The sequence below is a fragment of the Sphingobacterium detergens genome (assembly GCF_003610355.1).
GTDB classification, from domain to species: Bacteria; Bacteroidota; Bacteroidia; order Sphingobacteriales; family Sphingobacteriaceae; genus Sphingobacterium; species Sphingobacterium detergens.
On record NZ_RAPY01000002.1, the window covers coordinates 821,424 to 834,890 of the forward strand.

10 protein-coding genes are annotated in these 13,467 nt (G+C 38.9%); 5 read left to right on the forward strand and 5 right to left on the reverse strand.

Annotated features, from left to right (window positions below):
- Positions 1 to 12: 12 nt before the first annotated feature.
- Positions 13 to 327, forward strand: a complete 315-nt coding sequence (locus DFQ12_RS15415; protein WP_120259934.1) for a hypothetical protein — start codon at positions 13 to 15, stop codon at positions 325 to 327.
- Positions 328 to 347: 20 nt separating this feature from the next.
- Here DFQ12_RS15415 and DFQ12_RS15420 read toward each other — a convergent pair whose 3' ends face one another.
- From DFQ12_RS15420 to DFQ12_RS15440, 5 genes are all read right to left on the reverse strand, one after another.
- The gene (locus DFQ12_RS15420; RefSeq protein ID WP_120259935.1) at positions 348 to 1,703 is read right to left on the reverse strand and encodes a S41 family peptidase; all 1,356 of its coding nucleotides are present in this window, start codon (positions 1,701 to 1,703) and stop codon (positions 348 to 350) included.
- A gap of 185 nt (positions 1,704 to 1,888) precedes the next feature.
- A complete protein-coding gene (locus DFQ12_RS15425; RefSeq protein WP_120259936.1) occupies positions 1,889 to 3,220 on the reverse strand; it encodes an OmpA family protein in 1,332 nt (443 codons plus the stop codon).
- Positions 3,221 to 3,364: 144 nt separating this feature from the next.
- A complete protein-coding gene (locus DFQ12_RS15430) occupies positions 3,365 to 4,708 on the reverse strand; it encodes an OmpA family protein (protein WP_120259937.1) in 1,344 nt (447 codons plus the stop codon).
- A gap of 90 nt (positions 4,709 to 4,798) precedes the next feature.
- The gene (locus DFQ12_RS15435; RefSeq protein WP_120259938.1) at positions 4,799 to 5,641 is read right to left on the reverse strand and encodes a universal stress protein; all 843 of its coding nucleotides are present in this window, start codon (positions 5,639 to 5,641) and stop codon (positions 4,799 to 4,801) included.
- Positions 5,642 to 5,654: 13 nt separating this feature from the next.
- Positions 5,655 to 6,503: a universal stress protein gene (locus DFQ12_RS15440; RefSeq protein ID WP_120259939.1), complete on the reverse strand. Its 849-nt coding sequence runs from the start codon at positions 6,501 to 6,503 to the stop codon at positions 5,655 to 5,657.
- Between the two features lie 477 nt (positions 6,504 to 6,980).
- On the opposite strand from DFQ12_RS15440, the gene alaS reads away from it, so the two are divergent.
- From alaS to DFQ12_RS15465, 4 genes are all read left to right on the forward strand, one after another.
- Positions 6,981 to 9,596 carry an alanine--tRNA ligase gene (gene alaS, locus DFQ12_RS15445; protein ID WP_120259940.1) on the forward strand — a complete coding sequence of 872 codons (2,616 nt, stop codon included), beginning with the start codon at positions 6,981 to 6,983 and terminating at the stop codon, positions 9,594 to 9,596.
- Positions 9,597 to 9,860: 264 nt separating this feature from the next.
- A complete protein-coding gene (locus tag DFQ12_RS15450; RefSeq protein WP_120260035.1) occupies positions 9,861 to 10,958 on the forward strand; it encodes a TlpA disulfide reductase family protein in 1,098 nt (365 codons plus the stop codon).
- A 102-nt stretch (positions 10,959 to 11,060) separates the two neighbouring features.
- Positions 11,061 to 11,756, forward strand: coding sequence for a response regulator transcription factor (locus DFQ12_RS15455; RefSeq protein WP_120259941.1), 696 nt, complete (start codon positions 11,061 to 11,063; stop codon positions 11,754 to 11,756).
- A gap of 371 nt (positions 11,757 to 12,127) precedes the next feature.
- The gene (locus DFQ12_RS15465) at positions 12,128 to 13,465 is read left to right on the forward strand and encodes a dihydroorotase (RefSeq protein ID WP_120259943.1); all 1,338 of its coding nucleotides are present in this window, start codon (positions 12,128 to 12,130) and stop codon (positions 13,463 to 13,465) included.
- Positions 13,466 to 13,467 lie beyond the last annotated feature (2 nt).

Sequence of the window (13,467 nt, forward strand, 5' to 3'; positions counted from 1 at the left end):
AATATATAAATTATGAAAGGCATAAACGAAATCAAATACCAGCGCTTACTCCATCTGATGATCGAGATGCAGTATAAGTTGGCATCTGAGGATGACGAGGTGCTGATCAAAAAACTACAGGCTGAAGGTGAGAATTTAAAAGCTTTATACCTTCATTATTTAAAGCTACTGGATGAGGTAGGTACGGTGGTGAAAAACTATGAGCTCAAAGAACGGCAAGTCCGTTCGGGCTTATTATCTAAACGTATTCGTCTGTTATCAAAAAGAAATGGAACTGAATCAGTTATTACTTCTTGGGTCTCTGCGATCAATTCCTGTGCACGTTAGTTATTCTTTTTATTTGGTTTTTAGTGAATGTTGAGAGGGGATAGAGGAAATGTCATAGGTATAGCGCGATAGCTGCTTCCGTAATACGATGAAGTTAACGTTTTTGTACTAGTGTTAGCCTTTCTGTTGATCGATTGAGTTGTCTTGTCCTGTATGATGTTAAACACTTGTTGTAGTAAAGGGTCTTTTTCATCGCCAAAAGGAAGTAAGGGCAATTGTGCAAACTCATCTGTATGGTAATGCGGGATGAGTCCAGTACTGTAATCTCCTAATCCATCTTTATTATAAATCTTGTATACCAACGGCATCAGCAACCAAGCACGTTGATTGCCACTGACCTGGGATGGTGAGGAAAGGGTCGTCGAAGCCATATCCTTGCCCAAAGTTTTTGTACCAATCTGAATGACCTCGATATAAGGTTTTAAACTGTTGATCAACATCTCCGAAGCGGATCCGGTATTGGGGCCTGTGAGTACAAAAATTCGCTTTAATTGCAGTCCGCTCTTTAGGAGCTCTTCTGCTTGAAAGCTATAACCTTCGGGTTGCTGAGCTAAAGCAGATTGAAAGGTCTCCTCGCTGTTGCCCAACTTTTTGTTGCCCTTGAATTGGACAAATACATAATTCGGCGCAATATCAGCAAATGTTAATGAGCAAAAAGAGGCAAAAGCTACTTGTCCTCCAGTATTATAGCGAAGATCAAGAATCAAATCTTGTACTTGGCCAGCTTTAAGTTTTCGGATGGCCTCCAATACCGAATAACCACCGCTGAAATCAAACTGGCTTAAAAATAGGTACCCTACCTTTGTTTGCTTATGAAAGATCTGAGCTGTGTAGACTACTGGTTGGGATATATAGGAAGCGGGCAACTTCATTTTCTTCCCATTCTGTAGCTGCAATTGGATTGAAGGTAATTTCAACGCCGCTTCCAACACAGGAGCAAAATTGTATGCAGCTAAGGGCTGCGCATTGACTTGCTGGATGGTGTCTCCTCTATGCAGGCCAGCTAAGTCGGCTTCTGAATAGGGAACTACCTGTGTCACCAGTTGCATGGTCTGACCATTGTGCTGAAGCTGAGCTATATCAAACCCAAAGGTATTCGAGAGCGTGTTGCCATAAGTGTCACTGTTGAGCGCTTGTAGAATGGTAGAATAACGGTCGTCACGATACAATAGGTTTTTGAAAAAGATATTCGGCTTGTCATCGAGTGTAATTTGATTGGGCAACTTACTGTTCCAATAATAATATTGTTGCATCTGCTTCAAGGTCCATTGATTGATCGCTTCATTTGACCCCGGTTCGTTCAGGGGCGGGTCTTTTTCACAGGCGGAAAAAATCAGCGAAAAAAGGGCTAAAACAAGAGTTTGTGGTTTACGCATTTTTTAAGATCTTAGCTTAATAAAAATACGGATAATGTAAGTTTTGTTGGTGTTATCTTTTTGTTGTTCAAATGTTTATTTACTTTAAACACAAGAGAGATGTCGAACTTAGCCTGTTGATTCCACAAAAAAAGGCATCACTTAAGAGTGATGCCTTTTGGTTTGTATAGATCGAATATTATCGATTAATAAAGTGTGAACTCTACACGACGGTTTTGTTGACGACCAGCAGCATTCTTATTAGATGCAATTGGTTGGTCAGGACCGTAACCTGTCGCTTCGATACGTGAAGCATTAGCACCTTGAGATACTAAATAAGCTTTTACTGACTCAGCACGTTCTTTTGATAAACGCATATTCAATTCACGTGAACCTGTATTATCTGTGTGACCAGCTAATTTCAAGCTAAAGTTTTTCTCGATCAACAATTCTGCAACTTTGTTCAATGTTGCATAAGAAGTAGGACGGATAGTTGCTTTGCTCAAATCGAATTCTAGGTTTTTGATCGCATCAGCAACAACTTTTTTGTCTGCTTCTGTAACAACAACTTTTTCTACGATTTTAGTTTCGTTTTTAACAAGAATCGGACAACCTGATCCATCTACCTGTACACCAGAAGGAGTACCTGGACATTTGTCGTATTTGTTGGCTACGCCATCACCATCATCATCTTTTAAATCACTGTTCAATCCATCCAATTGACTTTGTAAAGCTTGATTCTTAGTATTTAATGCATCATTTTGAGCTTTTAAATCATCGTATTTTAATGTGTAGTCATTGACTAATGTCGCTACTGGATTTGAGTTGTTCAAGGCTGGTTTGCTACCGCTTCCCAAAGCAAATTCTAGACCACCGTGGATATAAGTGAATAGGTCATTCTTGTATTGGCCTCCTTGGATACCATCAAAGTTTTGGTTAACCCAATTCAATTGGTAACCTAATTCAAAGTTGATGCCCTTAGCAACTGCAAATTTGAAACCCATATCTAATGGTACATAGATTTTAGAGATACCATCTGCTTCTACTGATGTAGAACCCGTAGTTAAGGTTGTTTTGCTGTTCATGACACCCACACCGATTGATGCATAAGGTTTGATGAAACTATTGAAAAATCTCCAGTTGGTATTTGCTGCTAGGAATTCACCAGATAAAGCTGCCGACCAAGGTGTTTTTGCTTCGAATGATTGGTCTGCAGTTTTAGCTAAAAATGCACCACCAGTTTTACCACCGAAATAACTTGCTTTAATACCAAATGAAGGGGAGATTTGCTTTTTGATATAAGCACTGTAACCTAAGTTCCAAGCTAAATCTTCGTATCCCGCACGATTGAAACCAGCGATGTTAGTTTGGTTTGTTACACCTGCACCGATACCGATCGACCATGTTCTGTATTGTGTAGCTGAACCAAAAGGAGTTGTTCCTTCTATTGATGCTACCTTTGCAGTTTGAGCAAAAGCGGAATTGGCGAATAAGCCTGCAGTTGCAAAAGCAAGTGCTAATTGTAAATTTAGTTTCATAGAATTTGTTTGTATAAACCGAGGCAAAAGTAATAGGTTAAAAATTAAATTCCTAATCGGTTTGTAGTTTAAATATGACAAAATGGTAAATAAAATGGTATTTTATTGAAAAATACCATTTTATTGCGTGTAATTTATTAGCTATTAATAAAGTGTAAACTCTACACGACGGTTTTGTTGACGACCAGTAGCATTTTTATTGGATGCAATTGGTTGGTCAGGACCATATCCTGTCGCTTCGATACGTGATGCGTTAGCGCCTTGAGATACCAAGTAAGCTTTTACTGACTCAGCACGTTCTTTAGATAAACGCATATTCAATTCACGTGAACCTGTATTATCTGTATGACCAGCTAATTTCAAGCTAAAGTTTTTCTCGATCAACAATGCCGCAACTTTGTTTAATGTTGCGTATGAAGTTGGGCGGATGGTTGCTTTACCTAGATCGAATTCTAAGTTTTTAATCGCATCAGCAACAACTTTTTTGTCGGCTTCTGTGACAACAACTTTCTCGACAACTCTAGTTTCATTTTTCACAACAATTGGACAACCTGATCCATCTACCTGTACACCGGAAGGTGTGCCTGGGCATTTGTCGTATTTGTTTGCTACACCGTCACCGTCATCATCTTTCAGATCATTGCTAATTCCATCCAGTTGACCTTGTAAAGCTTGATTTTTTGCATTAAGCGCATCATTTTGAGCTTTTAAATCATCATATTTTACGGTGTAATCATTTACAAGCGTAGCTACCGGATTTGAGTTGCTCAATGCGGGTTTGCTACCACTACCCAAAGCGAATTCTAAACCTGCGTGAGCATAGGTGAATAAGTCATTCTTATATTGTTGTGGCGGATTTGTATTGTAAAGATTGTCAAATCGTTGGTTCGCCCAGTTCAATTGGTAGCCCAATTCGAAGTTAATACCTTTGGCAACTGCAAATTTCAAACCGAAGTCTGCTGGGACAAAGATCTTGGAATATGAATCCCCATATTCACCCCGATTTCCGCCAGCAATTGCTGCTGTCTCAGCATTCATTACACCCACACCAATTGAAGCATAAGGTTTAATGAAACTGTTGAAAAACCGCCAGTTGGTATTGGCTGCAATAAACTCTCCAGACAAAGCTACCGACCAAGGTGTTTTTGTCTCAAAGCCTACTTGTTTATCGCTGGCCACAAACCCTGAGGTTTTTCCACCAAAATAAGTTGCCTTGATTCCGAATGAAGGTGAGATTTGTTTTTTGATATAGGCACTGTAACCTAAGTTCCAGTCCAATTTGTCATAACCTCCATTATTGAATTTAGCGATGTTCTGCAAGCTCGTTACACCGGCACCCACACCGATAGACCAAGTCCTGTATTGTGTTGCCGGACCAAATGGGGTAGTGCCTTCAATTGATGACTGCTTTGCGCTTTGGGCAAAGGATGCGGTGGAGATGATCCCTGCCGCTACTAGTAATCCTGATTTTTTAAGGCTAATTTTCATAATGTGTTTTTGTAAAATTTTCTACTATAAAATTCTTGTTAAATTAACTCATTGACCACTCTTGCAATAAATTTGCCAAAAATTATTTGGTCAGCTTACTCGACCGAAAAAATTTGGTACCTCAATTTCAAAAGCCATGTGCTTAACAATATTCTCAGTAAAAATGTTTTGAAAAAAAGTTTTCCTACTTTTTGTAATCAAAATCACATCAATATCTTCATCTCGAATAATCGTATGTATCCCATTTGCAATGTTCTCTCTTGAACCGGCAAAATAGCTTGGTGCTTTAACGATATAAGAGATGTCTTCTATACCAGTCTCCGCTATAATCTGTTCAATCCACTTTTCAAGTTTTGATCCTAAAATGTTGATTTCTAGGTCGTTTTTGTTGATATGAATGAGTTGTAAATGAAAATCTTTTCCATATAATGGGATTGCCTGTTTGAGGACTTCCAGCTCACCAGGTTTAAAATTTGTCAGCAGTGCGATGTTGTCTTTTTTTAATTTTACGGCATTTTTGGGGATCGCTAATACGGGGATTTTTGACTCTTTAATGACGTCATAAGTATTGCTTCCGATCAGTACAGATTCAAGTCCTGTGACTCCTTTTGTACCCATAATCACCGTCTGGTAGTTCTCTTTTATCTCCTGTTTTTCTAATGATTCAGCTAAAATTCCATTCGTAAATAGGGTCGAAATTTTTATCGAAGGATATTTTTGTAGAAGTTCAGCGACAAGTTTCTCCATCTTACCACGGGCGTCCTCTTCGGTAGGGTCTATTAAATGCTTCGCATTTGCGAATTTGTTTATATGTGAAGTGAAGGAGTGGAAGAGTGTAATTTCATCATGTGTTTCCTGCGCGATCTGAGCTGCATAGTTTGCTGCAACTTCCGCATTTTCGGAAAAATCTACGGGTATTAATAATCTAGACATAGCGATATACTTATTATGCTTTGGTAAAAAATATGGGAACTAAAGGGTGGCTAAATAATGCTTTTGCCACTGATCTGGTGAAAGTACGTTCAAAAAAGGATTTTCTTGAACGTGTTACGAGTAATATCTTGATTTTTTCGGTATGGATCATTTCATTGATTACTTCGGGGACAGTATCCAGGTCCTCAATGTCGCCTTGTATAGAATCGACTTCGATGGCTATGTTGGTCACGCCAATATATTTTTTGATTTTATATTTCCATACTTCCAATTTATCTTCTATCCGGTTTTCCGAAGAATGATCATAATGGACATGCATCAGCTTTAATTCAAAATCTTTACCCATTATATTGACGAAATCCTGGACAGTCTGTACTTCTTCTTCTTTGAAGTTGGACAATAAACCAACCTTGTCAACCTGCTCAAACGATGCTTCTGTTGGAATGGCCAAAACAGGTATTTTTGCTTTTTTGCTAATGACGTAAGTCGTGCTACCAATAAGTTGGCTATCATCATTGGTAATACCTTTTGTGCCCATGATGACAAAGTCAAAACGATCAGGTGTGGCCATTTCAGGGAGAGTTTCCGTGATCATGCCACGTTCGCACTGGGTAGTCACATCAAGAGTGGCATGTGTCGATTTTATCTGCTCTGAAAGATTTTTAATAAGGACATCAGCTTTAAATATGGGGCTTCGCTTTCCAATGGAATCAGTTTCTTCCTCAAATACAGCAGAAGCAGAGGTATAATTGTGATAAAGGTGGATGCTGTAGCCTTTTTGAATGGCTAGATCCACAGCATAATTTACCGCATTGTTAGAATGAGCCGAAAAATCTACCGGTAGTAGAATGTTTTTTTTCATCTGTTTAAATTATTTATAAGTGTTGTTCTCATCGGTATAAATGAGCTCGTTTCACTCGGTTTGTTTGTTTAGTTGTGATGAAGCCATGGTGATGAAGCCATCAGATTTATTTTTCTTAATTTTTTAGAGCCCTCTTTCCCTATCAAATGTAATAAAAACAAACGCAATTGTGAATGACTATCAGTCAAAATATTTTTATTGTTTAACGTATTAAATCTGATCCTGATGGTACAAAGGTGGCTAACATTTAATGCTTTTAAAATGTTGCATTTAATGCATATTTGTGATTACGGTCATCCTGAAAATAGGACAATCCTGTCTGTCTGAATCTTATGTCCTGATTTTTTTGTTTGAAAAGTCAGTTGACGATGAAAACTGGGCATTATTAAAATCATTGTGTCATGGTTATTATCTCGTATTCTACATTGCATAACAGACCAATTTTGAGTAAGTTTGCACATATTTTTAGATAATTAAATGACAAGTAGAGAAATTCGTCAAGCCTTTTTAGACTTTTTTAAAAGCAAGGGGCATCAGATAGTACCTTCAGCACCAGTAGTTGTAAAAAATGATCCTACATTGATGTTTACCAATGCGGGGATGAACCAGTTCAAGGATTTATTCTTGGGGGAAGCACCGATTAAATTTCCACGTGTTGCAGATACGCAGCGTTGTCTGCGTGTTTCAGGTAAGCATAACGATTTAGAGGAAGTTGGTATCGATACTTACCACCACACCTTATTTGAGATGTTGGGAAACTGGAGCTTTGGGGATTACTTTAAGAAGGAAGCTATTGCTTGGGCTTGGGAGCTGTTGACCGAAGTATATAAACTTGACAAAGATCGTTTATACGTGACTATTTTTGAGGGCGACGCGAGTGAAGGTTTGGACCGGGATATGGAAGCGTTTGATTTCTGGAAACAGTGGATAGCTGAAGATCGTATCTTGCTTGGTAATAAAAAGGATAATTTCTGGGAAATGGGAGAGACTGGTCCTTGTGGCCCTTGTTCTGAAATCCATTTTGATATGCGTAGTGCAGACGAACGTGCGCAGGTTGCAGGACAAAGCTTAGTTAATGCAGACCATCCGCAGGTGATTGAAATCTGGAACTTGGTCTTCATGCAATTTAATCGCTTGAAGGACGGGTCACTACAATCTTTACCAGCTAAACATGTAGACACAGGTATGGGCTTTGAGCGTCTTGTCAGATGTATTCAAGGTAAAACCTCAAATTATGATACGGATGTCTTTACGCCGACTATTGGTTTTATTGCGGATAAGTCTGGTATAAAATATGGTTTAGATGAGAAGACTGACATTGCGATGCGTGTGGTATCTGATCATATCCGTGCGGTAAGTTTTGCGATAGCAGATGGACAATTACCCTCTAATAACAAAGCTGGATACGTAATCCGCCGCATTTTACGTCGCGCGGTACGTTATGCTTATACATTTTTGGGGTTCAAAACGCCATTTATTCATGAGCTTGTTCCAGTTTTAGCGGCACAATTCAGTGGCGTATTTGATGAATTGATCCAACAACAGGATTTTGTTCAGAAAGTAATTTTAGAGGAAGAAGTATCGTTTTTAAGAACCTTGTCCACTGGGGTACAGCGTTTTGAAAATTACGTGGAAGATAATAGCGTTATTAATGGTGATTTTGCATTTGAACTATACGATACATACGGCTTTCCTATTGATTTAACAGAATTGTTAGCACGAGAGAAAGGATTGTCTGTTGACATGGAGGGCTTCAAACAGGCGCTTCAGGTTCAAAAAGATCGTTCCCGTGCGGCAACAGCAATTGACACTGGTGACTGGATTCTTGTCAATGAGGATGAGGGGTTTGAATTTGTTGGTTATGATACCTTGACCGCAAAAACAGAAATCGTAAAATACCGTAAAGTTGTTGCAAAAAATAAAGAGCAGTATCAATTGGTTCTTTCCGTCAGTCCGTTTTATGCTGAAGGTGGAGGCCAGGTCGGTGATTCCGGTGAACTTGTCTCAGAAGAAACAGGTGAAAAGATCTACATCACAGATACGAAAAAGGAAAATGGAATTTTTGTCCATTTTACCAATAAATTGCCTATGGATCTGAGCAGTACCTTTATTGCGCAGGTTGACGCTACCAAACGACTGGATACGGAAAACAATCACTCTGCAACTCACTTATTGCATGCTGCACTAAAACAGGTATTAGGTACGCACGTGAATCAAAAAGGTTCATTGGTCAATGCTGATATCTTACGTTTTGATATTTCTCATTTTGCAAAGATGAGTGAGGATGAGATCAAACAGGTAGAGGATATCGTGAATGCTAAAATTCGGGAGAATATCCCGTTGAAAGAAGAACGGAATGTACCTTATCAGCAGGCTTTGGATTCAGGTGTGACAGCTTTGTTTGGTGAGAAATATGGTGATTTTGTTCGTGTGATTACTTTTGAAGATAAATTTTCCAAAGAACTATGTGGTGGTACACATGTGAAAGCGACGGGGCAGGTCGGATTCTTTAAGATTGTTTCTGAGTCAGCCGTTGCGGCCGGGGTGCGTCGTATTGAGGCGATTACAGGAACTCGCTCAGCGGCGGTAATTCGTGAACATTTTGAATTGGTACAGCATCTAAAAGAACTGATGAATAGTCCGAAGGACTTTGTGTCTGCTTTGGGTAAGATCATTGACGAAAATGGAGCGCTGAAAAAAGAAATTGAAAAAAGCATTACAGAAAAATCTTTAGCATTGAAATCGGATCTAGAAGCGAAGATCGAACAGGTTGGCGATATCAACTTCTTGTCGACGTTGGTGGATCTGCCGAATGCTGAAGCGGTTAAAACCCTAGCTTATGCGCTGAAGGGAGCTGTCAATAATTTATTTTTGGTTATTGGAGCGGAATTCGATGGAAAGCCAAGTTTGACAGTCGTAATTTCGGATGATTTAGCAAAAGAAAAAGGTTTAAATGCTAGTAACATTGTTCGTGAATTGGCAAAAGATATCCAAGGTGGTGGAGGGGGGCAACCTTTCTTTGCGACAGCGGGAGGTAAAAACTCAGCGGGATTAAAAACAGCCATTGAACGGGCGAAGGAATTTTTAAGTTAAATTTGAGTATTTAGACCGGAGACTTAGGATGCTTGTTGAATAGACTTCAAACGTAGTGGACGTCTCCTCTAAAATTCTACTATATGAAACTATCCTATTTATTCAAACCGAGTGTAACGAGTTCACTAATTCCGCTGAAGAGCAAATTGTGAATGAATAATCACAGGAGGGAATAAAAGGATAGTTTCTTCACTTTAAAAGGAAACCGAGTGCAAGATGTTTATATTATAGATGAACCTATGGCGCTCACAAAACGATATACAGATGAAAAAGGCAATTTTTTTAGTAGTTGGTGTGGTTGGATTAATGTTTGGTTGCCAGAATAAAGAGCAGTTTACCATCGAAGGAAATATAGAAAATCCTGGTAATATAAAAGTCGTCTCCTTGTATGAGGGGGATACCAAGCTAGATTCTATGTTTTTTGGTGATAATAACAAATTTCAGTTTGTTCGTCAAGCTAGTCAATCGAGATTGTTGTCGCTACGTGTCGGTAAAAATCGCTATGACCTGATTGCTTCTCCGGGTGAGACAATTTCATTTAAAGCAGATTTGCATAAGGATGTTAATGATTATCTCGTTGAAGGGTCTGAATTGTCGAAAACGATCCAGCCATTTGCTAAAGAACGAAATCATCGCGATTATGTACAAGATTCTCTGCAGGGTGTCTTTTCCAAATTAACAGCAAATTCAACTGCTGATGAAATAGAAAAACTTCGTGCAGAATATAAGGCCAAATTTGCGAATGAACTTCGCGACTATACCAACAAGGCTGTCGATTTTTCTGCTAAGCATAATGATCTGGCTGGATTTTATGCCATCTCAACCTTGGATCCTGAAGTAGCAGAGGCAGAAATTATTGCTTATGCAGATAAAATTAAAAACGAATTCACGGAAAATAGATATGTGACTCAATTTAAGGAGGAAACCCAAAAGCTGAAGAAAATGGCTATTGGTCAACCTGCACCAGAGTTGACGTCATTTACGCCTTCTAATAAAGAAGTGAAGTTGTCAAGTTTTAAAGGAAAATATACTTTGGTTGACTTTTGGGCTTCCTGGTGTATGCCTTGTCGTCAGGAAAATCCGAATCTTGTCAAGTTATATAATGCTTATCATACCAAAGGTTTTGATATCCTGTCTGTTTCATTTGACGATAACCCAGGCTCATGGATGCGGGCTATTGCGGATGACAAGTTGGCTTGGACACATGTATCTGATTTAAAGGCTTGGAGTTCACCGATAGTCATAGATTACCGTGTCAAGGCATTGCCCACTTCCTATATTCTCGATCCAAATGGTATTATCATTGCAAAGAATCTGCGTGGCGAAGAGCTAGCTGATTTTTTGAAGAAAACAATTAAGTAATCAATGTGTTATTGTTAATTGAAATATTACTTAATAATTTGGTAACATTAGATTAACTGATTGTTATCATTTTGTTCATATTTTAGCAGAAAAATAAGACAAATGAGTTCTTCGAAACAAAAGATTTTAATTGTTGATGACGAAAAAGATATCTTGGATTTAATTGCATTCAACTTAAATCGTGAAGGTTATCAGGTCTCTACAGCGCAAAATGGGGAAGAGGCAATACAAGTTGCCAAGCAAGTAAACCCCGATCTGATCATCTTAGATGTGATGATGCCTAGGATGGACGGTATTGAAGCTTGTCGCATTATGCGTGCTATGCCTGAATTCAAAAGTACCTTTATGGTGTTTTTGACAGCCAGAAGCGAAGAATATTCAGAAATTGCCGGATTTCATGTTGGAGCGGATGACTATATCGCTAAGCCAATTAAGCCCCGAGCGCTGATGAGTCGTATTAATGCGATCTTAAGAAGAAACGCATCGGAGGAGTCTGATTCAAACGCACAGGATAAAATCGAGATAGCTGATCTGGTTATTGATAGAGATTCTTTCTTAGTTTACAAAGGAGAGCAAAAGATTGTGCTTGCCAAGAAAGAGTTTGAATTGCTTTACTTGTTAGCTTCCAAACCAAATAAAGTTTTCACAAGAGAGCAGATTTTAAAAAGTATTTGGGAAGACTCGGTGGTTGTCACCAATCGGACAATCGATGTGCATATCCGTAAGCTCCGTGAAAAAATAGGCGACGATTACGTCACTACAGTAAAAGGAGTAGGTTACAAATTTGATAAAGAATAAAAAAAAAGAGGCTTAGGCCTGTCTTGGTCGGAAGAAAAATCTTCCGACTTTTTTATTTATATAAAACCTATTTTTTATTGATTCGTTTTTTTATAAGGTCTCAATGAGTTCTCTATGTAGGGTTTATCGGCCATAACGAATCTTCATTCGATTTTTAGAGCTGTTGGTCTCTTGTGAATGCATAATGTTTTTATCTCCAGCCTGGATTTTTGCCTCGTTGAACAAAAGTTGTTGCACGATCATTCGAACGTGCATAAGGATAAGCTTGATCTATTTTTTGTCTTCTATATTGGGGAACTCTTTGACCGGATAACTTGATATCACGGTAACAAATCTTTACTTTTGAAAGATAGCAACGTAAAAAGATCAACATGTCATCTATTCTTATAAAATCTGCGCAACTTGTTAACGAAGGTAAAGTTGAGACTGCTGATGTCTATATCAGTAACGGTCGAATCGAAATGATCGCACAGGAGATAAATCATCCTGCGGATCAGGAAATCAATGCTGAGGGACTACATCTGTTTCCGGGATTAATTGATGACCAGGTTCATTTTAGAGAACCGGGGTTAACCTATAAAGCGGATATATGGCATGAAAGTCGTGCTGCGGTAGCAGGTGGGACCACCTCCTTTATGGAGATGCCAAATACAGTTCCCAATACCCTGACGCAGGAATTGCTCCAGGATAAATATGATATTGCAGGAAAGAACGCATTAGCCAATTATTCATTCTTTATGGGAGCGGCCAACGATAACTTAGATGAGGTATTGAAAACCAATCCACGCGATGTCTGCGGTATAAAGGTATTTATGGGATCATCCACTGGAAATATGCTGGTGGATAATGAAAAAGCTTTGGAAGGCATCTTTGCTAATTCGCCTACATTGATCGCTACACACTGTGAGGACGAAGCAACAATCAAGGCTAATCTGGCGATATTTAAGGAACAATATGGTGAAGACGGATTGAAGATTGAAATGCATCCGTTGATCCGCTCCGCTGAGGCTTGTTATTTGTCTTCATCCAAGGCTGTGGAATTGGCCAAAAAGCATGATACAAGATTACATATTTTACATATATCAACAGCAAGAGAGATTGAACTATTCCGGAATGATATCCCATTAAAGGATAAGAAAATCACTGCTGAAGCTTGTATCCATCACTTATGGTTTTCTGATCAGGATTACGTAACAAAGGGGAATTTTATCAAGTGGAATCCAGCTGTTAAGACGGCCAATGATCGTGACCATATTCTTAAAGCTGTATTGGATGGACATATTGATGTGATAGCGACAGATCATGCCCCACATACTATCGAAGAAAAAACACAGCCATATGCATCGGCTCCTAGCGGTGGCCCCTTGGTTCAACATGCTTTACAAGTATTATTGGATATGGTCAAAGCAGGTAAAATGACCTTGGAACAATTGGTTCAAAAGTCTGCGCATAATACAGCGATACTATTTCAGATTGAAGATCGCGGCTATATTCGTGAAGGCTATTGGGCGGATCTGGTACTCGTGGATCTGAATAAGCCATATACAGTTTCCAAAGAAAATATCCTTTCTAAATGCGGATGGTCTCCATTTGAAGGACACACGTTTAGTTCAACCATTGAACATACCATTGTATCTGGTAAAGTCGCATTTTCTAAAGGACAAATTATTGAGAAAGGTGCTGGTGAGCGTTTGTTGTTCAACAGATAAGT

Excerpts from the sequence above, each read along its gene's own strand:
- DFQ12_RS15415 (WP_120259934.1), top strand. The coding sequence starts at position 13 with ATGAAAGGCATAAACGAAATCAAATACCAGCGCTTACTCCATCTGATG.
- DFQ12_RS15420 (WP_120259935.1), bottom strand. The coding sequence starts at position 1,703 with ATGCGTAAACCACAAACTCTTGTTTTAGCCCTTTTTTCGCTGATTTTT.
- DFQ12_RS15425 (WP_120259936.1), bottom strand. The coding sequence starts at position 3,220 with ATGAAACTAAATTTACAATTAGCACTTGCTTTTGCAACTGCAGGCTTA.
- DFQ12_RS15430 (WP_120259937.1), bottom strand. The coding sequence starts at position 4,708 with ATGAAAATTAGCCTTAAAAAATCAGGATTACTAGTAGCGGCAGGGATC.
- DFQ12_RS15435 (WP_120259938.1), bottom strand. The coding sequence starts at position 5,641 with ATGTCTAGATTATTAATACCCGTAGATTTTTCCGAAAATGCGGAAGTT.
- DFQ12_RS15440 (WP_120259939.1), bottom strand. The coding sequence starts at position 6,503 with ATGAAAAAAAACATTCTACTACCGGTAGATTTTTCGGCTCATTCTAAC.
- alaS (WP_120259940.1), top strand. The coding sequence starts at position 6,981 with ATGACAAGTAGAGAAATTCGTCAAGCCTTTTTAGACTTTTTTAAAAGC.
- DFQ12_RS15450 (WP_120260035.1), top strand. The coding sequence starts at position 9,861 with ATGAAAAAGGCAATTTTTTTAGTAGTTGGTGTGGTTGGATTAATGTTT.
- DFQ12_RS15455 (WP_120259941.1), top strand. The coding sequence starts at position 11,061 with ATGAGTTCTTCGAAACAAAAGATTTTAATTGTTGATGACGAAAAAGAT.
- DFQ12_RS15465 (WP_120259943.1), top strand. The coding sequence starts at position 12,128 with ATGTCATCTATTCTTATAAAATCTGCGCAACTTGTTAACGAAGGTAAA.